Annotated in this window: 16 protein-coding genes; 8 read left to right on the top strand and 8 right to left on the bottom strand. The window is 64.2% G+C overall.

From position 1 onward, the window contains the following. Window positions 1–6: 6 nt before the first annotated feature. From H163_RS0104215 to H163_RS0104195, 5 genes are all read right to left on the bottom strand, one after another. Window positions 7–1,056: a putative FMN-dependent luciferase-like monooxygenase gene (locus tag H163_RS0104215; RefSeq protein WP_019963302.1), complete on the bottom strand. Its 1,050-nt coding sequence runs from the start codon at window positions 1,054–1,056 to the stop codon at window positions 7–9. Beyond that, on the bottom strand, window positions 1,053–2,747 hold the full coding sequence (locus H163_RS0104210; RefSeq protein ID WP_019963301.1) for a dipeptide ABC transporter ATP-binding protein: 1,695 nt from the start codon (window positions 2,745–2,747) through the stop codon (window positions 1,053–1,055). The genes H163_RS0104215 and H163_RS0104210 overlap by 4 nt, the downstream gene beginning before the upstream one ends. Beyond that, window positions 2,744–3,589 carry an ABC transporter permease gene (locus H163_RS0104205; protein WP_019963300.1) on the bottom strand — a complete coding sequence of 282 codons (846 nt, stop codon included), beginning with the start codon at window positions 3,587–3,589 and terminating at the stop codon, window positions 2,744–2,746. Before H163_RS0104205 ends, H163_RS0104210 begins: the two co-directional genes overlap by 4 nt. Further along, window positions 3,586–4,539 carry an ABC transporter permease gene (locus tag H163_RS0104200; RefSeq protein WP_019963299.1) on the bottom strand — a complete coding sequence of 318 codons (954 nt, stop codon included), beginning with the start codon at window positions 4,537–4,539 and terminating at the stop codon, window positions 3,586–3,588. The genes H163_RS0104205 and H163_RS0104200 overlap by 4 nt, the downstream gene beginning before the upstream one ends. A 66-nt stretch (window positions 4,540–4,605) precedes the next feature. Then, the gene (locus H163_RS0104195) at window positions 4,606–6,249 is read right to left on the bottom strand and encodes a TIGR04028 family ABC transporter substrate-binding protein (protein WP_019963298.1); all 1,644 of its coding nucleotides are present in this window, start codon (window positions 6,247–6,249) and stop codon (window positions 4,606–4,608) included. Window positions 6,250–6,514: 265 nt separating this feature from the next. Between H163_RS0104195 and H163_RS0104190 the strand changes: the two genes are divergently transcribed. The 8 genes from H163_RS0104190 to H163_RS0104155 all read left to right on the top strand — a co-directional run bounded on the left by H163_RS0104190 (window position 6,515) and on the right by H163_RS0104155 (window position 14,725). Beyond that, window positions 6,515–7,135 (top strand): NUDIX domain-containing protein, encoded by a 621-nt coding sequence (locus H163_RS0104190; protein ID WP_019963297.1) that lies wholly within the window; start codon window positions 6,515–6,517, stop codon window positions 7,133–7,135. 216 nt (window positions 7,136–7,351) lie between these two features. Further along, window positions 7,352–8,824, top strand: a complete 1,473-nt coding sequence (locus H163_RS0104185) for an aldehyde dehydrogenase family protein (protein ID WP_026355435.1) — start codon at window positions 7,352–7,354, stop codon at window positions 8,822–8,824. A 41-nt stretch (window positions 8,825–8,865) separates the two neighbouring features. Further along, the gene (locus H163_RS0104180) at window positions 8,866–9,618 is read left to right on the top strand and encodes an SDR family oxidoreductase (RefSeq protein WP_019963295.1); all 753 of its coding nucleotides are present in this window, start codon (window positions 8,866–8,868) and stop codon (window positions 9,616–9,618) included. Window positions 9,619–9,796: 178 nt separating this feature from the next. Continuing rightward, complete coding sequence (gene cysG / locus H163_RS0104175) at window positions 9,797–11,263, top strand: siroheme synthase CysG (RefSeq protein WP_019963294.1); 1,467 nt, start codon at window positions 9,797–9,799, stop codon at window positions 11,261–11,263. 60 nt (window positions 11,264–11,323) lie between these two features. Next, window positions 11,324–11,614, top strand: a complete 291-nt coding sequence (locus tag H163_RS0104170; RefSeq protein ID WP_019963293.1) for a DUF2849 domain-containing protein — start codon at window positions 11,324–11,326, stop codon at window positions 11,612–11,614. Between the two features lie 101 nt (window positions 11,615–11,715). Then, a complete protein-coding gene (locus tag H163_RS0104165) occupies window positions 11,716–13,374 on the top strand; it encodes a nitrite/sulfite reductase (protein WP_019963292.1) in 1,659 nt (552 codons plus the stop codon). Continuing rightward, a complete protein-coding gene (locus H163_RS0104160; protein WP_019963291.1) occupies window positions 13,361–14,107 on the top strand; it encodes a phosphoadenylyl-sulfate reductase in 747 nt (248 codons plus the stop codon). The genes H163_RS0104165 and H163_RS0104160 overlap by 14 nt, the downstream gene beginning before the upstream one ends. A 57-nt stretch (window positions 14,108–14,164) precedes the next feature. After that, complete coding sequence (locus H163_RS0104155) at window positions 14,165–14,725, top strand: DUF934 domain-containing protein (RefSeq protein ID WP_019963290.1); 561 nt, start codon at window positions 14,165–14,167, stop codon at window positions 14,723–14,725. Window positions 14,726–15,077: 352 nt separating this feature from the next. Here the strand turns inward: H163_RS0104155 and H163_RS0104150 are convergent, their stop codons facing one another. The 3 genes from H163_RS0104150 to H163_RS0104140 all read right to left on the bottom strand — a co-directional run bounded on the left by H163_RS0104150 (window position 15,078) and on the right by H163_RS0104140 (window position 21,016). Next, complete coding sequence (locus H163_RS0104150) at window positions 15,078–17,804, bottom strand: bifunctional acetate--CoA ligase family protein/GNAT family N-acetyltransferase (RefSeq protein ID WP_019963289.1); 2,727 nt, start codon at window positions 17,802–17,804, stop codon at window positions 15,078–15,080. Between the two features lie 522 nt (window positions 17,805–18,326). Beyond that, window positions 18,327–19,157 (bottom strand): universal stress protein, encoded by an 831-nt coding sequence (locus tag H163_RS0104145; protein ID WP_026355434.1) that lies wholly within the window; start codon window positions 19,155–19,157, stop codon window positions 18,327–18,329. 188 nt (window positions 19,158–19,345) lie between these two features. Continuing rightward, entirely contained in the window at window positions 19,346–21,016 is a 1,671-nt protein-coding gene (locus H163_RS0104140) for a thiamine pyrophosphate-binding protein (RefSeq protein WP_019963287.1), read from the bottom strand. Window positions 21,017–21,131 lie beyond the last annotated feature (115 nt).

The following is a 21,131-nucleotide window of genomic DNA, read 5'->3' as shown; positions in this document are numbered from 1 at the left end:
GTCTGTTCAGAAGGGCCGCAAGCCCGAGAAGATGCGCTCCTGGGCAAAGACGGGAGAGCGCCATCCCAGTGCGGGGGCGGTGACTTCGGCCAGCAGTTCGATGGAGCGCAGGATCAGCTCATGCGGCGGGTCGATGGAATGCACCTGCATCGACACGTCCGTGGCCCGCTCGAGCGATGTGTCGCGGCTCAGGCTTTCGCTGACTTCGTCCGGGGTGCCCGTATGCGTGTCGAATGTTGCCAGCAGGTCTTCCAGCGAGTTGCCCCTCAGCGTATGTCCGGAAGCCTCGAACCGTTTGGCGACGCGGCGCAGGCCAGTTTCGGCATGGAGCAGGGCTTCTTTCCGGCTGTCTGCGATGAAGATGCTGCGGGAGGCCAGAATTCGGGGCTCAACGCCATCGGGAAGGGCTTCGAGATAGGCATCGATAATCGGGTTCTGAATGTCATCCAGAGCCAGAAAGGGCCTGTCCTTCGGCCGGGGCTGCGTGCGCGAGAGCATCAGTCCGTCACCGGCGAGGCCTGCGCGGCGCCCGCCTTCGACCGAGAAGGTGGCCTGCCACACACGGTTGTTGAGCTGGGGTGAGGCCGGATAGAGGCGCCGGCCATCCGTGATTTCCTGCCCGTTCCAGGCCTTGCGCAGCTTTGCAAGCTTGACGGCATGAACCTGCCCCCGTTCTTCGGGTGCGAGGCCAAAGGCTGTGAATGTGGCCGGTGTGCCGCCGGTGCCCAGGCCGATCTCCAGCCGCCCACCCGACAGAAGGTCCAGCACTGCTGTGTCTTCGGCAATGCGCAGCGGGTCTTCCACCGGCAGGGTGATGACGCCGGTTCCAAGGCGGATGGTTCTGGTACGGGCTGCCACATGGGCCAGGAAAACGAGAGGGGAAGGCAGGCCGCCTTCATCCGGGTCGAAATGATGCTGGGCGATCCAGGCCGTGTCATAGCCATGCTGCTCTGCGGCCTCGATCTGCGCCAGCGCAAGCCTGTAGCGCTCTCCCGCCGGAACATCATCGAGAAGCCGTGTGAAGAACCCGAGCCTTTTGGTGGTGAATGAAGTCATTTTGCGGTGCCTTCGATGGAGCGTGCAGTGAAAGGTGCCACCCGTGTTGAGCCAGACTTGCCAACTGCCGGGATGGCTTCGATGAGTTCGCGGGTGTAGGGCTGGCGCGGGTTGGAGAAGACCTCGGCTACGGTGCCCTGTTCGACAATGCGTCCGGCCTGAAAGACGGACACGGTGTCTGAAATGGCCCGCACGACCGCGAGATCATGCGAGACGAAGAGGTAGGTGAGCCCGAGCCCACGCTGGAGATTGCCGAGAAGCGTCAGAATGCGGACCTGAACGGTGACGTCCAGTGCAGAGACAGCTTCATCGAGCACGAGGATGGAGGGGCGCAGGATGAGAGCTCTGGCAATCGCCACACGCTGCTGCTGCCCGCCGGAGAGAGCCGCAGGCCGCCTGTCGAGCAAGTGAGGTTGCAGCTGGACACGTTCGGCCAGTTCTTCCACCTGCCGGAGCCGTTCGGCGCGCGAGGGGCGTTCGAAGTTGAGGAGAGGCTCCTCAATGATCTGACGCACCGTCTGCCGGGGATCGAGCGACTGAAGGGGATTCTGATACACCAGCTGGATCTGGCGGCGGAAACGGCGCAGCTCTTCTGCCGCCAGCGAGCCGGTGGCCGTTCCGTTGATGCTGACCGTGCCGGCGTCCGGGCGCAGCAATCCGGCGATGATCCGGGCCGTGGTGGTTTTCCCCGATCCGGATTCCCCCACGAGTGCATGGGTGGTGCCGCGGGCAACGGAAAAGCTGATGTCTTCCGCTGCTGCCACGGGTGAACCCTTTGCCGAAGCATAGATCTTCCGCAGGCCCGAAACCTCGATGACATTGCCGCTGCCCTCCGGAACCGGCGGCCGGACCGCCGGGGCTGCAAGGGCGGGGGCATCTGCAAGCAGCTGCTGCGTGTAGGGCGAGCGGGGGGCATCGATTACCTGCCGCGCCGGACCGGAATCCTGAATTTCACCGGCCTGGAGCACCAGCATTCTGTTTGCTCTTTGGGCTGCCACTCCCAGGTCGTGGGTGATGAGGAGAACGGCGGTGCCTGTCTCGTGCCGCAGCGTGTCGATGAGGTCCAGAATGCGCTTCTGGACAGTTACATCCAGCGCGCTGGTCGGCTCGTCTGCGATGATCAGATCCGGTCTGAGGGCAATGGCCATCGCGATCAGAACACGCTGGCGCATACCGCCTGACAGCTCGTGCGGATACTGGCTGTAGCGCAGCTCAGGCTGGCGTATTCCCACCCGCTCCAGCAGACTGATCACCTCGGTCTTGACCGCCACAGTGGAAAGATCCGTGTGGAGATGAAACATTTCTGCAACCTGGGACCCTATGGTTCTGACCGGGTTGAGCGAACTGCCGGGATCCTGAGGAACAAGGCTGATCCGCGTGCCCCGCAGCGCCTGCAGCTGCCTTTGGCTGCGGCGGGTGATGTCGTCTCCGCCCAGGAGAATACGGCCACTTGTGATCCTGCCGCTCGCAGGCAAAAGGCCAATCAGCGCCTGGGCGATTGTCGATTTGCCGGAGCCTGACTCCCCCACCAGAGCGACGGTCTCGCCAGCCTTGATCGAGAAGGAGATGTTGTGAACGGCCTGTCTGGTGCCATAGGCGATGCCAAGCCCTTCGGTGCGCAGGACCTCCTTCGGAAAAAGAAGGCGAGCGTCTGGCGTGATGGGGGCATTGATCCGGGCTGCGAAAGTCATCCCCGCCTCCTTTGCAAGATGTGGCCGATGTGGTTTGAGGCAAGAACGACAAAGATCACGGCGGCGCCGGGGAACAGGGTGAGCCACCAGGCGATCATCATGTAATTACGCCCTTCTGCGATCAGCAGGCCCCATTCGGGCGTCGGAGGCGGCGCGCCGTATCCCAGAAAGCCGAGCGTCGAGATCTGGAGGATGGCCCAGCCGAATTGCAGGGCAGCCAGAGCCAGCACCGATGTCAGGGCATTGGGCAGCACATGGCGCCACAGAACGGCAGGCGTGCGGGCGCCGCTGGCAAAAGCGGCTTCCACATAGTCTGCCCGCCAGACCGAGATCACATCGGAGCGCATGAGACGCGCGAAGCTGGCGATTGCCGTAGCCCCCACCGCTATGGCTGCCTGCACGTGGCCAAAACCGAGGATGATGATGATGGCCAGCGACAGCAGGAGGGTCGGGACGGCAAGGAGCACGTCGATCATCCGCATCAGCAAGGCATCCACCCGGCTGCCGGACGTTCCGGCGATCAGCCCGATCAGCGATCCGGTCACGAGGCCTATCGATACGGCGACGAAGGCGCCCGAGAGGGAATAGCGCGTGCCATGGATGATGCGCGCCAGAAGATCGCGGCCGAGTTCGTCTGTGCCCAGAAGATGGGCCTCAGAGGGAGGCTGCAGCTGGTTGCCCTTGAGGCCGGCGGTTCCGCTGTAGCTCGTGAAGAGGTCAGGCGCCACGGCCCAGGCAGCGGCGGTGATCAGGATTGCCAGCGGCACAAGCAGCGTCAGCGGAAGGCGCTTGGCGGCCTCAGGGCCAACGGTGGCTGCAGGACTGATGCTGAAGCTTGTCATGGTGTCAGCCTCCGGGGGGCACGCGCCGTCTTCAGGCGCGGGTCGGCGAGCGGATAGATGAGGTCCACCGCAAGATTGATTGTCAGGAAGGCAAAGGCGGTGATGACGACGATGGCCTGCAGCACGGCTGTGTCCTGCAGCCGGACCGAACGCTCGGCCAGTCTGCCAAGTCCGTTCAGGCCGAATACGGTCTCCGTCACAACCGCACCTGCGACCAGCTCTCCGAACAGCAGGCCAGCGATGGTCAGTGTGGGAAGGATTGCGTTACCGATTACATGCCTTCGCAGAATGTAGGCTTCACTTGCGCCTTTGGCCCTCGCCACCTTCACAAAGGGCCTGCGTGAAACTTCCTCGATGTTGCGCAGAAGGACCTGGGCAAGGGGGGCAGAGACAGGCACTGCGATGGCGAGAACCGGAAGCAGAAGCTTCTCCACCGGCCCCGGATTGATCACCGGAACCCAGCCGAGCTGGAACGAGAATATCTGGATGAGGACGATCCCCAGCCAGAAGACGGGGACGGAGACCAGAAACGATGGCAGGCTTTCCAGCAGGCTGCGCAGCCATTGAAAACGCGACAGGCTGGCAAGGCAGGCAATGGTGAGCGCCAGGATGACGGCGGCTATGAGGCTCAATCCGGCAAGCTTGAGAGTGAAGGGAAGCGTGGTGGCGATCTCGGCGGCAACCGGTGTCCCGGAAATGACCGAGTAGCCGAAGTTCCCGGTGAGGAAGCCCTTGAGGGCCGTGAGATATTGCTCCCACAGGGGCGCATCGGCGCCGTAGAGTACCTGCAGTTCCGCCAGCTGGTCCGGCGTCAGCCCGAAATCGCCCCCCAGAAAGCGGATCAGGACCGCATCACCGGGCAGAGCCTGCAGCAGGACAAAGGACAGGGTGAATGCCGCCCAAAGGACGAACAGGGAATGCCCTGAGCGGCGCGCTATGCTGATCCACATGAAAGTGCTCCCGGTTGATCGGAACAAGCCGCCGCCTCAGGCTTTCCCGTGGCGGCGGCGCAGGCCTCAGCGGTCAAGCCAGGCGCTGTAGAACCAGGGGCGTCCAACGGCTTCGAACTGGATGCCTTTCACGTAAGGAGCACTGCCGTAGACCTGCGGCTCTTCGAAGATCGGAACGGCATAGGCCTCGTCGATGACGTAGTTCTGGACATCGGCGACCAGTTGCAGGCGTTTTGCCGCATCGGTTTCGGCAGCAATGGCTTCGAGCAGGCCATTGAGCTTGCCGTCCCGGAAGCTTTCGACCTTGGTGCTGACACCGCCGGTCTGAAGCAGGACATTGCGGTTTTCATAGTGGTAGTGGCTCTTGATCACGTCCGGATCGGCGCGGCCCACCATGCCGGGAGAGACGGGTGTCTTCTGCGGATCAAGGCTGTCCTGCACCCGGCTGCCGGCGTCTCCGGCCAGCACATTGAACTTCACCCCGGCTTCACCCCACTGCTGGGCGATGAGCTGGAGGGTGGCCTTGTTCTGGGGCTGGGGCGGGGATTCATAGGCTGTCAGCTCCAGCAGCTTTCCGTCCTTCTCGCGCTGGCCGTTTGCGTTCAGCTTCCAGCCGGCCTCATCGAGCAGAGCGGCTGCCTTTGCCGGGTCGTAGGTCAGCTTGCCGCTGATATCGGTGAAGCCCTGGGCGGAGGAGGCAATGATGGAGCGCGCTGCGTGATAATTGTCCGAGAACAGCGTCTTGATGATGCCTTCACGGTCGGTGGCGTGCAGCAAGGCCTGCCGGACGCGCTTGTCTGCCACGAGCGGATTGTCCGGGCGGAAGACAACCGAATTGTTGACGCCGCGTGTCGCTGCAGCATGGATCTGGTATCCGCGGGCCGTGACTTGCGGCTCGTCATAGGCCTGGATCTGGCGGACGAAATCGGCTTGTCCCGACAGGAGCGCGCCAATGCGCACGCCATCTTCCGGCACGATGAGATAGCGGATGCCATCCAGATAGGCGCGGCCCTGATGGGCGAGGTTCTTCGGACCCCAGTTGTAATCCTCACGTGCCTTGAGCACCAGTTCCCGCCCGGTTTCCTGGCTGACGGCAATGAAGGGGCCGGAGCCGATGACGAGCGTTGCATCCCCCAGTTCGTCAAGGTTCCGGTCCAGCGTAGACAGGGACACCAGTCCCGAGCCGATCACCGAAGTTCCCTGCAGGAAACCCGCGCTGGGCTTCTTGAAGTGGAAGCGGACCGTCAGATCATTGATTACTTCGGCGCGGTCGAAGTTGTTGACCACTTCCGATACCGGGAACTTGCGCTCCCTCTTGCCTTTGCCAAAGGCCTCGAAATTGGCTGCAACTGCGGCGGCATCAAGGGCCGTGCCGTCGGAGAATGTGACGCCCGGACGCAGCTTGAAGGTGAACTGGGTGTAGTCCGGGTTGATTTCCCAGGACTCTGCGATCCAGGGCTCGATTTCGAGCGTTTCCGGATTCTGCCAGGTCAGCTTGTCGGTGATCTGGTTGAGAATGCCGCCATTGGGATAAAATCCGCCCGCCGGCGGGTAAAGCACCGTGTGGGGCTGCTGCTCAAGATAGACCAGCGTTCCGCCCTGCTTGGGCTGCTCGCTTGCCGCAGCACTGCCCAGTGCCGTTCCGATGAGTGCTGCCGCCAAGGAAGCCTTGAGAATTCCTGCATTTTTCGTGAGCTGGCTGATGACCATGCTGATATCTCCCCGAGACCGGTTTTCTGATCTCAAAGGATCGTCAGCTGGAGATAAAAGTCTATAGAATTTATAGATCATTTATATCTGTGGCAGCAGTGGATCTCTTTTCCTGAAGAGGGTGCCTGCAGGCGATTTGTTCTCCTGGCCGGTGGGGCGCTCCAATGATTGATTGCCAGGTTCTGCAAGTCATGCAGGCGGTTGCCTCACGAGCGTAGCCTGATAGGCTCCCCGTCCAGTCTCAATCATCCCGTCAGGAAATCCCATGAACAGCGAAAATGATGCCGCCCGCCGCAAGCGCATTTCCGTGCGCGCCCGCCGGATGGTCTATGAGGGCCGCTGCACGGTGGAGGAGATCACCGTGGATCAGGCCCGCAGCGATGGCGCGCAGCAGACCATTGTGCGCGAGGTGGTGCGCTATGGCCGCAATGTTGTGGCCATCCTGCCGGTGGACCGTACGCGCAAATGCCTGCTGCTGTGCCGCCAGCTGCGGGTGCCGGTGATGGCCGATCAGGATGACCCGTTTCCCTGGGAGGTCTGCGCCGGCCGCCTTGAAGAGGGCGAAGACGTGCTGGACGGGGCAAGGCGCGAGCTGATGGAGGAATTCGGCGTGGAAGCACAGGCTCTGAAACTGGCCTGTTCCAGCTATTCCAGCCCCGGCATTCTGGGTAGCCGTGTCGATCACTTTCTGTGTGACTATGCCGGGACTGAGCGCCATGGCGGTGGCGGTCTGGTGGAGGAGGGGGAGGATATCACCGTCCACGAGCTGACCTGCAGCGAGGTGGCTGCGCTTTGGCGGCAGGGCGCAATCCGCGATGCCAAGGCCTTGATCCTGTTGCAGCATCTGATGCTGACAGAACCGGAGCTGTTTTCCGGTGCGGATTGATTGCACCGGCGATTTTCATCCGTTAGCGTGCAAACCATGTAACAGCGCGGAGGAGAGAGGCGGCCTGAAACTGCGGCGCCCGCTTATACCAACTCTCAATGAGCTCGACTCATCGAGAGTTGGTATAAGCCCGTGCGGCGCTTGAGCATTTGCAAGGCGTGATGCGTCAGCATCTCAGCGCCTTGGTATTATCCGTCTGCGAGCAGGGAGGAAGTCATGCCATTACGGACCATTGCGGCAGGGGAAGTGCTGAAGCCGGCGGCCATCATCGATGGCGAGCGGGTGTTCACGCCGGACGGGCAGGTGTTTGAAAGCCTGTGCCCCTCGGATGGCAAGGTCATCGCCCTCATCCCGCGCTGTGATGCGGCGGAAGTTGGCCGGGCTGTCGCCGCTGCCCGCAAGGCCTTCGAGACTGGCCCCTGGCCGAAGCTGACGGCGGCTGACCGTGGCCGCCTGCTGATGAAGCTGTCGGCATTGGTCACGGCGCATCATGACGAACTCTCCGCTCTGGAAAGCCTTGATGCGGGCAAGCCGCTGAAGCAGGGCAAGGCGGATATCACCGCACTTGCCCGCTACTTCGAATTCTATGGCGGAGCGGCAGACAAGGTGATGGGGGACACCATCCCCACCGCTGACGGCTTTCTGGCCATGACACTGCGTGAGCCGCATGGCGTTGTCGGCGGTATCATCCCCTGGAACTATCCGGCGCAGATCATGGGCCGTGTCGCCGGTGCGGCGCTGGCCATGGGCAACACGCTGGTGCTGAAGCCGGCGGAAGACGCCTGCCTCAGCGTGCTGCGCGTCGCCGAACTGGCGCTGGAAGCGGGCTTTCCAGCGGGCGTCTTCAACGTGGTGCCGGGGCTGGGCTCCGAGGCCGGGGCTGCCCTCTCCAACCATCCGGGGCTCGATTACCTCACCTTCACCGGCTCGCCGGAAGTGGGGGTGATGATCCAGACGGCAGCGGCCAAGAACCATATCGGCTGCACGCTGGAACTGGGCGGCAAGTCGCCGCAGATCGTCTTTGACGATGCCGACCTCGGCGCGGCCCTGCCGGTCATCGTCAATGCCATCATCCAGAACTGCGGCCAGACCTGTTCGGCCGGCAGCCGCGTGCTGGTGCACAAGGGCATCTGGGATGCGGTGGTGGAGGGTCTGCGCGCCCGCATCCGCACCCTCGTGTCCGGCCCGCACAGCGCTGACCTTGATCTTGGGCCGCTGATCAATGCGGGCCAGCTGCGGCGCGTGCAGTCCTTCGTGGACCGGGCGCTGGCCGATGGCATTCCGCTGATTGCGGAAGGGGCGATTGCGCCGGACGCCTCCAGCGAAGGCCATTTCGTGCCTGCCCGTGTCTTTGGTCCGGTGCCCGTGGACCATGTGATTGCACGTGAGGAAATCTTCGGCCCGGTGCTGTCGCTGATCCCCTTCCGCGATGAGGAGGAGGCGCTGCGCATTGCCAATGGCACCGAGTTCGGCCTCGTGGCAGGCGTGTGGACGCGCGATGCCCAGCGGGCGGTGCGGGTGGCCAAGGCCGTGCGCGCAGGTCAGGTCTTCGTCAACGCCTATGGCGCGGGCGGCGGCATCGAGCTGCCCTTCGGCGGCTTCAAGAAGTCCGGCCATGGCCGCGAGAAGGGCTTCGAGGCGCTCTACGATTTCTCGGCAACCAAGACACTGGTGCTGCGTCACGGCTGACGCAGCACACCTCAATACGTCAGCAATTCAGGGAGGAATTCATGGCAGACCGGCTCAAGGGCAAGGTGGCAGTCATAACCGGCGCAGGCTCCGGCTTTGGCGAGGGCATGGCGAAGCTATTTGCCAGCGAGGGGGCGAAGGTCATCGCCGCCGATCTCAATGGCGAAGCGGCGGCGCGTGTGGCCTCGGAAATCGGCGAAGCCGCCATTGCGGTGACGGCAGACGTGACGGTGCGTGCCGATGTGGAAGCGATGGTCAAGGCGGCCACGGGCCATTTCGGGCGGCTGGATATCCTCGTCAACAACGCAGGCTATTCCCACCGCAATGGCTCCATGCTGGGCGTCGATGAAGAAACCTTCGACCGCATTTTGGATGTGAACGCCAAGGCGATCTATCTGGCGGCCTTGGCCGTTGCGCCAGTGATGGAAGCGCAGGGCGGCGGCGTCATCATCAACACGGCCTCCACCGCAGGCCTGCGGCCGCGTCCGGGCCTCACCTGGTACAATGCCTCCAAGGGCTGGGCCATCACGGCCACCAAGTCCATGGCGGTGGAACTGGCCCCGGCGAAGATCCGCGTCAACGCGCTCTGCCCGGTGGCAGGCGAGACCGGCATGCTGCATCTCTTCATGGGTGAGGACACGCCGGAAAAGCGCGCCCAGTTCCGCGCCTCCATCCCGCTTGGCCGTCTCTCCACCCCGCAGGACATCGCCAACGCGGCTCTGTGGCTTGCATCGGACGATGCGGAATTCATCACCGGCGTGGCCCTCGAAGTCGACGGCGGCCGCTGCATCTGAGTGTGGGGGCTTCAAATCGGGACCGGTGGCCATATGGCCGCCGGTTCCGTATTTTTCCACCGCGCTCCTGCGAAAGAGATTCTTTTTCTCCCCCCTTTCAAGCTTTGAAAAACGATGCCCGGCATAATCGCCCGGCAACGGCTATTGTGCGTGCGATGATTGATGCAGGAGTGCCTTCATGTCCGTGACCGGGTCCAGCTCCGGCGGCGAGCCCCGCGAGAACAAGCGCCACCGGCGCCTTGACGTGTTCCCGGCCTTTCACAAGGTCGCGGACCGGCGCGTTGTCGTGGTTGGTCATGGCGGCGAGGCGGCGGCCAAGGTGCGGCTGCTGGGCGAGACCAATGCGCTGATCGAGGTCGTTTCCGCCCACATCGAGCCGGAACTGGCCGAGGTGATGGAGACGGTTGGGGCCACCCATGTGGCGGAGGATTTCCGCCCGCGCCATCTCAACGGCGCTGCGCTGGTGTTTTCCGCCCGCGAGGATGAGATGCTGGACCGTGCCGTGGTGCAGGCGGCGCGCATTCTCGGCGTGCCTGCCAATGCGGTGGACAAGCCGGAACTCTGCGATTTCTACACGGGCGCACTGGTGAACCGTGCGCCGATTGCTGTTGCCATCACCTCCACCGGTGTCGGCCCGGTGCTGGCGCGCCACATCCGCGCCCGTATCGAAGGCATGCTGCCGCGTGCGACGGGCGACCTTGCCCGTCTGGCCGAAAGCCTGCGCGACACGGCAGCGAAGGTGCTGACCGATGGTGCGCTGCGCCGCCGCTTCTGGGCGCGGTTCTTTTCCGGTTCCGTTGCTACCAATCTTTACGCCGGGCGCGCCGATGCCGCCCGGGCCGAGGCACAGCGCCTGCTCAACAGCGCCACGGATGACCGGGGTTTTGTCTGGCTGGTGGGTGCTGGCCCCGGCGCCGAGGATCTTTTGACCCTGCGCGCCCAGCGGCTGCTGCAGGAAGCGGACGTGATCGTGCATGATGCGCTTGTGCCGGACCCGGTGGTTGCCATGGGCCGCCGCGATGCGCAGCGCATTTCCGTTGGCAAGCGCAAGGGCGCCCATTCGGTGCCGCAGGGTGAAATCAACAAGGTGCTGGTGGAACTGGCCGAAGCCGGGCACAAGGTGGTGCGGCTGAAGGCAGGTGATCCGCTGGTGTTTGGCCGTGCGGGTGAGGAAATGGCAGCGCTGCGCGAGGCCGGGATCGGCTTCGAGGTGGTGCCGGGCGTGACGGCAGCCTTTGCGGCGGCTGCCTCCGCGCAGATTCCGCTAACGCTTCGTGGCGTCGCATCCACGCTGGTGTTTGCGACAGGACACAATGCCGAGAGCGAAACTCTGCCAGACTGGGCCAATCTCGCCCTGCGCGGCTCTACCGTTGCGGTCTATATGGGGCGCAGCGTGGCGGCGGCCGTGTCGGTGCGGCTGATGGCGGCGGGGCTGAAGCCCACGACGCCGGTGGCGATCATCGAGAACGCCGCCCATCCGGACGAGCGCCAGTTCGCCGGAACGCTGGCCGACCTGCCGCAGCTTGCCGGGCGCAAGGATGTGAATGGCGCCGTGCTGATGGTGATCGGCGAGGCCGTGGGCCATGGCGTGATGGAAAAGGCCGTGCCGATTGCGGCGGCGGCAGAAGCGATCAAGGCGGCCTGACGCGGGCCTGCCGGAATTTTGCAGGCAGCGGGCCCGCCCGCGCCTGGTGAGGAGAGAGGCATGAAGGTGATCACCGCCAACCGTCTGATCGACGGCGAGGTCGTGTTTCAGGGCGAAAACGGCGCCTGGGTCGAGCTGATCGGCGAGGCGCGCCTGCTCGAGGGCAAGGACGTGGTGGCCGAGGCGCTGGCGCTGGCTGCAAAGTCGGTTGCTTCCCGCGAGATCGTTGATCCTTACGACATCGAGATCAAGGACGAGAATGGCAAGCGGGTGCCCGAGCGCCTGCGCGAGAAGATCCGCGCCGCCGGCCCGACCACCCATCCCGCCCTCGGCAAGCAGGCCCGTTCCTGAATAGAACGGCCTGAGTGAAACAAAGGCGCTGGTGCACCGGCACCCGCCCTGCCAGATGACAGATTTTCGGCGCAGCCCGGCTGCCGCCCTGGAGACGCAACATGTACCGCTACGATGAATTTGATCAGGCTTTCGTCAAGGAGCGCACCGCACAGTTTGCCGATCAGGTGCGCCGCCGTCTGTCCGGCGAGCTGACTGAAGACGAGTTCAAGCCGCTGCGCCTGATGAACGGGCTTTATCTGCAGCTTCATGCCTACATGCTGCGCGTCGCCATTCCCTACGGCACGCTCAACAGCCGCCAGATGCGCCGGCTGGCCCACATTGCCCGCACCTATGACAAGGGCTACGGCCACTTCACCACGCGCCAGAACATCCAGTTCAACTGGCCGAGCCTGAAGGACACGCCGCGCATTCTGGAAGAGCTGGCGGAAGTGGAGATGCACGCCATTCAGACCTCCGGCAACTGCATCCGCAATGTCACGGCCGATCATTTCGCCGGTGCTGCTGCCGACGAGATTGCCGATCCGCGCCCCTATGCGGAGATCCTGCGCCAGTGGTCCTCGCTCCATCCGGAGTTCTCGTTCCTGCCGCGCAAGTTCAAGGTGGCCATCACCGGCGCCCCGCATGACCGCGCGGCGGTGCAGGTGCATGACATCGGCCTGCAGCTGACCCGCAATGACAAGGGTGAGATTGGCTTCACCGTCTTCGTCGGCGGCGGGCTGGGCCGCACGCCGATGATCGGCCGCAAGGTGCGCGACTTCCTGCCCGAAGAGGATCTGCTGGCCTATTCGGAAGCGATCCTGCGCGTTTACAATCTCTATGGCCGCCGCGACAACAAGTACAAGGCGCGCATCAAGATCCTGGTGCACGAGACCGGCCTTGAAGAGCTGAAGGCCGATATCGAGGCCGAGTTCGAGAAGATCCGCTATGGCGTGCTGCGCCTGCCGGATGAGGAAGTGCGCCGCATCGAAACCTACTTTGCACCTCCCGCCCTGGAGCCGCGCAATGCGGTCAGCGCCAAGGTGGAAGCCCGAGTGGCGGGCGATACTGCCTTCGCACGCTTCGTGGCGCATAACCTCAACCCGCACCGGGTGCCGGGCTACACCAGCATCACCATCTCCATGAAGCCGATTGGCGGCATTCCGGGCGATGCGACGGATGCGCAGATGGATGTGGTGGCGAACCTTGCCGAGGCCTATGCCTTTGACGAGATCCGCATCAGCCACGAGCAGAACGTGATCCTGCCGCATGTGGCGCTGGATGATCTGCCGGAAATCTTCGACGTGCTGGTGAAGAACGGTCTGGCCGAAGGCAATGCCGGGCTCATCACCGACATCATCGCCTGCCCGGGTATGGATTATTGCGCTCTGGCGACGGCCCGGTCCATCCCGGTCGCGCAGCGCATTTCCGAGCGCTTCGGTGCGCCGGAGCGGCAGAGCGAGATTGGCGAGCTGAAGATCAAGATCTCCGGCTGCATCAATGCCTGCGGCCATCACCATGTGGGCCACATCGGCATTCTCGGCCTCGAAAAGAAGGGCGAGGAATTCTACCAGATCACCCTCGGCGGTTCGGCCAACGAAAGCTCGTCCATTGGCGAGATTATCGGCCGCGGCTTCTCCTCCGACGAGGTGGTCGATGCCATCGAGACGCTGGTGGATGCCTATCTCGGCCTGCGCCAGTCCCCGCAGGAAACCTTCCTGGAGGTCTACCGCCGCGTTGGCGAAGATCCGTTCAAGGAGGCCCTTTATGGCTCTGACTGAGTTGAGCGGCCTCGCCTTCGATCCGGAGCTGGGGCTCGGCGCGGAAGCGCTGGCCTTTGCCCGGCAGTATGAAGGCGAGAACCCGCAGACGATCCTGCGCGATGCCATCCGCAATCACTATGCTGGGCGTATTGCGCTCGTCTCCAGCTTCGGCGCGGATTCGGCTGTGCTCTTGCACATGGTGTCGGAGATTGATCCGTCTGCGCCGGTGATCTTCGTCGATACGGGCAAGCATTTTCCGCAGACACTGCGCTACCGCGACCTGCTGGTGGACCGTCTCGGTCTGACCGGTGTGCTGGATATCCGCCCGGAATCTGAGGCTCAGTCGGCGGCCGATCCCGGCGGCATGCTGTGGATGGTGGATACCGATGCCTGCTGCCACGTCCGCAAGGTCGTGCCCCTGGCAACCGCGCTGAAGGGCTTTGATGCCTGGATTTCCGGGCGCAAGCGCTTCCAGAGCAGCACCCGTGCCGCGCTGCCGGTGTTTGAGGTGGAAGAGGGGCGCGTGAAGGTCAATCCGCTGGCGGGCTGGACGGCCTCGGACATTCTGGCCTATGCCAAGGAACATGATCTGCCACCGCATCCGCTGGTGGCCGAGGGGTACCCTTCCATCGGCTGCCTGCCCTGCACCAGCAAGGTGGCGCCGGGCGAGGACCCGCGCTCGGGCCGCTGGCGCGGCATGGACAAGACCGAATGCGGCATTCACCTGTCTCTGGGCTCCTCCGGCCTGTAAGGCTTGATGAGGCTGCCGGAACCGGATGCCTGACGAATTTTGCGAAGGACGCAACTGATGACCTCGATCTACGCCAACGGCGGCTTCACGCAGGAAAGCTGGGAACGCCTCGACAAGGACGCCGAGCTGCCGGCACATCCCTTTGGTGATGGCCTGAAGCTTCTGGTGCCGCAGGCGCGCTTTCTGGCTGGCCCCGATGCCTTTCTGGCGGTGGCTGCCGATATCGCCGTTCTGGTGAGCCCGGGTGATGACGTCGAGGCGCTGGCGCCCTTCGCCGCCCGCCTGCCGCGCATTGCGGTGGAGTTCCCGAAGTTCAGTGATGGCCGGGGCTTCTCCTCCGCACGCGTCCTGCGCGAACATCTGGGCTATCAGGGTGACATCCGCGCCATCGGAGACTTCATCCTCGACCAGATCCCCCTGATGCTCCGCTGCGGTGTTTCCAGCTTCGAGATCAGCAAGCCGCATGTGGAAGCCGCGCTCAAGGCAGGCATCTGGCCGGAAGTGACCCACTACCTTCAGCCGGTCGGCACCGTCACCGAAATCCCCGCCGGCACCCGCCCCTGGGCCCGCCGCCCCAACAGCGAGCGCAAACTCACCACGGGCGCCGTGGTGGAGTGAGGCGAGGGGTGGCTTCCTGGCCCACGTGCTGTTCTTCCTGATTGGTAAGTCAGACGCCAGGTCTTCTGCCCCTTGAGGGCAGTGTTTACAACGAACGGAAAGAGGATGAAGGGGCTCTCCTTTTGCCGCAGCGCCCCTCTCCCCCCCCTTGAGGGGGAGATGTCTGCGTCAGCAGACAGAGGGGGGTAGCAGCGCTTCAAAATGGCAGGATCTCTCTTGCAAAAGGACAGCCCGTTACCCCCCTCTGCCCCCTACCGGGGGCATCTCCCCCTCAAGGGGGGAGAGGAGTTGGAGCCTGACTGGCAGTCCGTTTCCAGCACCTTCCCTCAATTGCAGAAACGCACGAAATCCCTCACCCCGGCCCATCCATCGTGGCCGCTGCCGATTTGACGGAGAGGGTGACGAGGGCGATGGCGGGGTCGTCGGGGGAGGTGGACATGGTGAAGCCGAGGGATTCGCACATGGTCAGCATGCTGGTGTTTTCCTTCAGCACCTCGCCCTTGATGGTGTCGATGCCATCCACCTCCGCATAGCGGATGATCAGCTTCATCAGCGCCCAGCCAAGCCCCCTGCCTTTCAGGTCCGAGCGCACCATCACCGCATATTCGCCGGTCTTGTGGTCCGGGTCCGCATGCAGGCGCACGACGCCGAGAAGGTCGCCCGTCTCCGGATCAATCGCCGCCAGCGCCATGGCGCGGGCATAGTCGAGCTGGGTCAGCCGAGACAGGAAGCGGTGGTCAAAGTCCTTCACCGGTGCAAAGAAGCGCAGGCGCAGATCTTCCGGCGATACCTGTTCGAAGAAGGCGCGGAACAGATCCTCGTCTTCTGGGCGCACCGGCCGGACGAAAACCTTCTCCCCCTCTCTAAGCGTCAGCGTCTGTTCCCACTCCTGCGGGTAGGGCGCGATGGCAAGACGGGAGGAGCCGGCGCGGCCCGCCTGCACCGGTGCTTCACCCACCACGATGCGCGCATCCAGCGCCATTACGCCTTGTGGCAGGGCGACGAGCGGATTGATGTCCAGCTCCCGCACTTGCGGCAGATCAATGGTGATCTGTGACAATTTCATCAGGGTGAGGGCGACTGCCTGCATGTCCCGTTCCGGCTGTCCGCGATAGGCCTGAAACAGCCGGGAGACCCGGGTGCGGCGGATGAGCTGGTTTGCAAGATTAAGGTCCAGCGGCGGCAGTTCCAGCGACACATCGCCGGAGACTTCCACGGATGTTCCGCCCTGTCCGAAGGCGATGACCGGCCCGAAGGATGGATCATCGCCAAGGCCTGCAAACAGCTCCAGCCCGTGTTTGGCTTCCAGCATCGGCTGCAGGGTGAAGCCCTCGATCCGGGCCTTGGGATGGGTGCGGCCGACCAGATCAATCAGCTCCTGTGCCGATTGCGCGGCGGCATCGGCGCTTTCGATGCCAAGGCGCACCCCATCGATATCGGACTTGAAGGGCAGGGCAGTGGACCACGCCTTGACCACGCAGGCGGGATGCCGCTCCAGCAGGCTGCCCGCCATCTGCCGCACCTGATCGATGGTGCGGGCGAGATGGGTCTCGATCATCGGCACCCGGTAGGCAAAGAGCAGGGCCGCCGTTTCCGCCGGGTCCAGCATCGTGCGGCCTTCCTTCAAGGCAGCAGCCACAATGGCGCGGGCATCCTCCACATCGGGCGAGAAATCGGATGGCAGGCTCGGCGGCGCGGCCATCAGAGCCTCCTGTGCCTCGGCACTGCGCTTGAGGTAGAGGATGCTGCGCACGGCTTCTGCCGGGCTGGCATAGACCGGGACGCGGGCGAAATCGAGGGCGGCACGCGGCAGCGGATCTTCCCCCACCATGGCGGCGACCACAGCCTTGCGGCGGCCTAGGCGGCGCTTGTCCTTGCCGGCGGCATTGGCAATGGCACGGGCCACATCTTCGCCCAGCACAAACGGATTGGGCGCCGCCAGAACCAGAACGCCGTCCACCGCCGTGCTCGCCAGCATGGCCGTGACCGCCTGTTCCACGGCCTCGGGCGCGGCGCCTTCCGGCAGGGTCAGCGGGTTGCCGGGCTGGGTGCCCGGACGGCTCAGCGGCTGCAGGCTGGCAAGGGTTTCGCCGTCCAGTTCGGCCAGTTCCGCCCGGCCATCGTGCAGCCGGTCGGCGGCAAGGGTGGCAAGGCTGCGGCCATTGGCGATGACGCCGAGCCTCTGGCATTTCGGCACCTTGAGCCGGGTCAGGGTCTCGACCGCCTCGAACAGTTCATCAAGATCGGCAATGCGCAGGATGCCGGCGCGGCGCAGGGCGCTTTCATAAACCGCATCGGCGCGCGTCAGCCGCCCCGCATGGGTGTTGCCGCTGGCCGCCGCATCGCGGCTGCGCCCCGAGCGGATGAGGATGATCGGCTTGCTGCGCGCTGCAGCCCTTGCGGCAGAGAGAAACTTGCGCGGATTGTGCACCGCTTCCACATGCAGCAGGATGGCGCGGGTGCGGTAGTCCGAGGCGAAATAGTCGATCAGGTCGCCTCCGTCCACGTCGCTGCGCTGGCCGAGCGAGGCAACCCCGGAAAAGCCGATCTTGCGGGACGAGGCCCAGGACAGGATGCTGTTGACCACGGCGCCGGAGCGGGCGATCAGCGCCAGTTCGCCCGCCTGCGGCGCTTCGCGTGTGGCCAGAAGGTTCAGCCCGGAGTGAGGGGCGGCCACGCCGAGGCTGCCGGGGCCGATAAGGCGCACCGCATGGCTGCGGGCGGCCTGCATGGCGGCGGAAACCGTTGCGTCGGGCCAGGATTCATAGCCTGCCGACTGCAGTGCCACGGCCTTTATCCCGCGCGCCGCCGCTTCGGCGATTGTGGCCGGGGCTGCTTCTGCCGGTCCGAGATAGATCAGCAGGTCCGGCGTGAATGTCAGGTCCGCGATGCTGGCAAACACGGGCCAGCTGTCTGCCTCGTCGGGGGCTTCCAGATTGATCAGCGCGGTGCGGCCCCGGAAGCCTGAGGCCTGCAAGCGGCTGATGATCAGGCCGGGCAGTCCGGCGGCCTGGGCATTGGGCCCATGAATGGCAAGGCTGCCGGGTGCGAAGAGGCCTTCCAGATTACGGATGGTCATGGTCTGAACACTCCGGCAGGACGTGTGATCGGGCTGCGCGGCCGAAGGGTGCCGGGTGCGGCCTCAACAGTCAACAGTGCTGGCTGCTGGCACTGCCTTTCCGTTCCTTCTCCCCTCGAGCTATTGCATGCACGCATCGTGCTTGAAGCCGGAGGCGGCTTGAGGAAAGCCTGCAATCTGCCCACTCCGGCACAGCGGTTCAGCTCCCCTCCCCCCTGGTGGGGAGGGGCAAGGGGGTGGGGGGAAAAGCCTCTCCGTCTGGCAGGGTATCCATTGATCACAGACAGCTTTCCCTCCTGATGCCTCTCCAGGAAAAGCTCCACTTTTCAAATCCTTGCAGGCTCAGAGCCCCCCACCCCTTACCCCTCCCCACCAGGGGGAGGGGGGCGGAGTCGCCCTGCCGGAAAGCAACTACATCATTGCGGGCGATGTCCGAACTTGATGTGTGAATCCGGTATTCCTAGAGGGGGGAGAGGGGGCTGCGGTCAAGAGGAAGCCCTTCAGCCAGAGGCCCCCGCCCCCTCAATGCGCCATCAGCACCGGAACGGTCATGGCGGCGAGGATGTCGCGGGTGGCGCCGCCGAAGAGGAATTCGCGCACGCGGCTGTGGCCGTAGCCGCCCATCACCACCAGATCCTTGCCGTTGTCGCTGACATAGTTCAGCAGCGTTTCGGCGACGGTGGTCTGGGTGTTGGTGATCACGTCCACGGTGACGTTGAGGCCGTGCCGGGCCAGATAGGTGGCCATGTCGGCACCTGGCTCACCGGCCATCTTCGAGCCCTTGTTGATGATCAGCACGGTCACCTTCTTCGCCATGGCAAGGATCGGCAGCGCCGCATGCACGGCACGGGTGGAGGTGGAACTGCCATCCCAGGCAATCAGCACGTTTTCGAATTTCGGAGACGGGGCGCCGATATAGGGCACGATCAGAACCGGCACGCCGCTTTCAAACAGGGCGGTTTCGATCAGCAGTTCGCGCATGGGTTCCGGCTTGTCCGGGTTGTCCTGTCCGACGACGATCAGGTCCGTCAGGCGGCAGTGGCGCAGCACCGGTTCCATCGGGCCGCCGGTGATGACTTCGGCCAGCCGCCCTTCGGACTTCACCGCGCCAAGACGGGCCAACTCGTTGAAGGTGTCCAGGGATGCCTTTGCCGAGGCCAGCGCAAATTGCCTGCTCTGCTCGATGAAATCGACCGGAACGGGCGCTGCCGCAAAGGCCGGAACCACGGGCTCATAGGAAAGGGCCAGGCCGGTTGCATGGGCGTCGCAGCGGGCAGCAAGATCAATGCCGTATTTCACGGCCTGCTGTTCGCCCGACAGATCGGTCACCATCAGAATGTCTCTCAAAGCCATTTCAAGTCTCCCGTCGCTTGGCCCCTCATGAGCCCTTCAGCTCACAAGCTAGGCCGGCAAGCATGACCGGACATTGACACGGGTCAATCCCGGTATTTTCAACCCTTGGTCAGATACCGCTGGCCAAGGGGAAAATGCCGTTCAACACATGTTTGTTCCGTGGGCAGCCGGACGGGAGACGAAATGTCTCAGCCCTTTGCGGCCTCTGCGGCGGCACGGATCTGGCTGAGCGAGGCCGCAGGCGTCAGGGCCTCCGGATCAAGCTTCAGATGCAGCAGCGACAGTCTGCCGCTGGCCCGTGCCCGCTCGAAGGCCGGGCCGAAGTCTTCCGTCGCCGTCACGGTTTCCGCATGGGCGCCATAGGCACGGGCGAGGGCGGCGAAATCCGGGTTCTCCAGCTTCGTGGCCGAGATGCGGCCCGGATAGTGCCGCTCCTGATGCATGCGGATGGTGCCATACATGCCGTTGTCGATGACGAGCACGATGACGGCCGCCCCTTCCTGCGCTGCGGTGCCCAGTTCCTGAATGGTCATCTGCAGGCAGCCGTCACCGGCAAAACAGACCACATCCTGCTGCGGGAAGGCGAGCTTGGCGGCAATTGCGCCCGGCAGGCCATAGCCCATGGAGCCGGAGGTGGGAGCCGCCTGCGTGCCGAACTGGCGGAAGCGGTGGAAACGGTGCAGCCAGGTGGCATAATTGCCCGCGCCATTGGTGAAGATGGTGCCCGGCGCGGCGTTGGCCTCCAGATAGTCCATGACGCCAGCCATCTGCAGCGCGCCCGGCGTCTGCGGCCTGGCGCCCGACCATGCGAGGTAATCCGCGTGAGCCTCGGAAGCGGTGCCCGCGCATTTGTTGCTCTCCGGCGGCTGCAGCCCTTCGGCTGCCTTGCAGAAGGCGGTGGGGGAGGCGTTGATGGCAAGGCTGGGGCGGTAGACGCGGCCCAGCTCATCCGGGTCCGGATAGACATGAATGAACTGCTGCGACGGCTGGGGAATGTCCAGCAGCGTGTAGGACTGGCTCGGCATTTCGGACAGGCGCCCGCCCACCAGAAGCACGAGGTCGCTGGCCTTGATACGGGCCAGCAGCTTCGGATTGGCGCCAATGCCCACGTCGCCCGCGTAATTGGGATGCAGGTTGTCGAAGAGCATCTGGCGGCGGAAGGAACAGGCGACCGGCAGCTCGAAGCGCTCGGCAAAACGGGTGAAGGCTGCCACTGCGTCTGCCGTCCAGCGGCTGCCGCCGAGAATGGCGATGGGGCGCTCTGCCGCCCACAGGCGCTTCTGCAGATCGGCCATCTGGGTCAGGCCCGGATGGGTCTCCACCTGCTTCCACGGCTCGGGCTGGCTCACATCGGCCAGTTCCACCAGCGTATCTTCCGGCAGAGCGAGAACCACGGGGCCGGGGCGGCCCGAGGTAGCCACGTGATAGGCGCGGGAGATGAATTCCGGCACCCGGTCCGCGTGGTCGATTTCGGCCACCCACTTGGCGATGCCGCCGAACATCTGCCGGTAATCGACTTCCTGAAAGGCCTCACGCTCGCGCATGCCGCGTTCGATCTGGCCGATGAAGAGGATCATCGGGGTGGAATCCTGCGCCGCCACGTGCACGCCCGCCGAAGCATTGGTGGCGCCGGGGCCACGGGTGACCATGCAGATGCCGGGGCGGCCCGTCAGCTTGCCATGGGCCTCGGCCATCATCGCCGCACCGCCCTCCTGACGGCAGACGGTGACCGGGATATCAGCATCGTGCAGGGCATCGAGAACGGCGAGATAGCTTTCACCCGGCACACAGAACACCCGCTCCGCGCCATGGGTTTCCAGAGCTTTCACGAGGAGCTGACCGCCGGTCTTCTGTGCCATATCCGTTTTCCCGCTGTTGGTGCAGATGCGCAAGTCTGCCTGCTCTATAGCGCAGGTGAGCTGTGATTGGCACCGGCATGACACCGGCCCCGCACGGCTTTTTGCAATGACTTCA

It is taken from the genome of Pannonibacter phragmitetus DSM 14782 (genome assembly GCF_000382365.1).
Classification (GTDB): Bacteria; Pseudomonadota; Alphaproteobacteria; order Rhizobiales; family Stappiaceae; genus Pannonibacter; species Pannonibacter phragmitetus.
Note: the sequence above shows the minus strand (reverse complement) of the source record. Positions and strands in the feature narration are given on the sequence as shown.

Coding starts and splice junctions, on each gene's coding strand:
- H163_RS0104215 (WP_019963302.1), bottom strand. CDS start 1,056: ATGACTTCATTCACCACCAAAAGGCTCGGGTTCTTCACACGGCTTCTC.
- H163_RS0104210 (WP_019963301.1), bottom strand. CDS start 2,747: ATGACTTTCGCAGCCCGGATCAATGCCCCCATCACGCCAGACGCTCGC.
- H163_RS0104205 (WP_019963300.1), bottom strand. CDS start 3,589: ATGACAAGCTTCAGCATCAGTCCTGCAGCCACCGTTGGCCCTGAGGCC.
- H163_RS0104200 (WP_019963299.1), bottom strand. CDS start 4,539: ATGTGGATCAGCATAGCGCGCCGCTCAGGGCATTCCCTGTTCGTCCTT.
- H163_RS0104195 (WP_019963298.1), bottom strand. CDS start 6,249: ATGGTCATCAGCCAGCTCACGAAAAATGCAGGAATTCTCAAGGCTTCC.
- H163_RS0104190 (WP_019963297.1), top strand. CDS start 6,515: ATGAACAGCGAAAATGATGCCGCCCGCCGCAAGCGCATTTCCGTGCGC.
- H163_RS0104185 (WP_026355435.1), top strand. CDS start 7,352: ATGCCATTACGGACCATTGCGGCAGGGGAAGTGCTGAAGCCGGCGGCC.
- H163_RS0104180 (WP_019963295.1), top strand. CDS start 8,866: ATGGCAGACCGGCTCAAGGGCAAGGTGGCAGTCATAACCGGCGCAGGC.
- cysG (WP_019963294.1), top strand. CDS start 9,797: ATGTCCGTGACCGGGTCCAGCTCCGGCGGCGAGCCCCGCGAGAACAAG.
- H163_RS0104170 (WP_019963293.1), top strand. CDS start 11,324: ATGAAGGTGATCACCGCCAACCGTCTGATCGACGGCGAGGTCGTGTTT.
- H163_RS0104165 (WP_019963292.1), top strand. CDS start 11,716: ATGTACCGCTACGATGAATTTGATCAGGCTTTCGTCAAGGAGCGCACC.
- H163_RS0104160 (WP_019963291.1), top strand. CDS start 13,361: ATGGCTCTGACTGAGTTGAGCGGCCTCGCCTTCGATCCGGAGCTGGGG.
- H163_RS0104155 (WP_019963290.1), top strand. CDS start 14,165: ATGACCTCGATCTACGCCAACGGCGGCTTCACGCAGGAAAGCTGGGAA.
- H163_RS0104150 (WP_019963289.1), bottom strand. CDS start 17,804: ATGACCATCCGTAATCTGGAAGGCCTCTTCGCACCCGGCAGCCTTGCC.
- H163_RS0104145 (WP_026355434.1), bottom strand. CDS start 19,157: ATGGCTTTGAGAGACATTCTGATGGTGACCGATCTGTCGGGCGAACAG.
- H163_RS0104140 (WP_019963287.1), bottom strand. CDS start 21,016: ATGGCACAGAAGACCGGCGGTCAGCTCCTCGTGAAAGCTCTGGAAACC.